The sequence below is a fragment of the Arthrobacter sp. JCM 19049 genome (assembly GCF_001310435.1).
The window spans coordinates 1-830 of the sequence record NZ_BAXF01000761.1 but is presented as its reverse complement, the minus strand read 5'-3'; the positions used below and the strand labels follow the sequence as shown (position 1 = coordinate 830).

1 pseudogene is annotated in these 830 nt (G+C 68.7%); it reads left to right on the top strand.

Annotated elements, in window-relative coordinates:
• Positions 1–830 (top strand): annotated as a pseudogene (locus JCM19049_RS16060) (amidophosphoribosyltransferase); the annotation flags it as partial.

Genomic DNA, 830 nt, shown 5'->3' with positions numbered 1-830 from the left:
CCGCGGCTGGGTGGTGGCCTCCGAGCAGCCGGCCCTGGCCACCGTGGGTGCGTCCTTCATCCGTGAAATCGAACCGGGTGAGCTGATCGCCATCGACGAGGCCGGGGTCCGTTCCCAGCGCTTCGCCCAGGCCAACCCGAAGGGCTGCGTATTCGAATACGTCTACCTGGCCCGCCCCGACGCCTCCATCGCCGGGCGCTCGGTCTACGAATCCCGCGTGGAGATGGGCCGCCAGCTGGCCCGCGAGAACACCGCGGTGGCCGACATCGTGATCCCGGTTCCCGAATCCGGCACCCCGGCGGCCATCGGCTACGCCGAGGAATCCGGGATCCCCTTCACCCACGGCTTCGTGAAGAACTCCTACGTGGGGCGCACCTTCATCCAGCCCAGCCAGACCCTGCGCCAGCTGGGGATCAAGCTCAAGCTCAACGCCCTGGAATCGGTGCTCAAGGGCAAGCGCGTGGTGGTGGTGGACGACTCGATCGTGCGCGGCAACACCCAGCGCGCGTGGTGCGCATGCTGCGTGAGGCCGGCGCCGCCGAGGTGCATGTGAAGATCTCCTCCCCGCCGGTGAAGTGGCCGTGCTTCTACGGCATTGACTTCGCCACCCGCGCCGAACTGATCGCCAACGGCGCCGCCGTGGATGAGATCGCCAAGTCGATCGGCGCGGACTCCCTGGCCTACATCTCCGAGGACGGGATGATCTCGGCCACGAACCAGCCGCGCGAGCGGCTGTGCACCGCCTGCTTCACCGGCGAGTACCCGATCAAGCTGCCGGACTCCTCCCGGCGCGGCAAGAACCTGCTGGAGCGCACCGCCCAGGCCGGCTG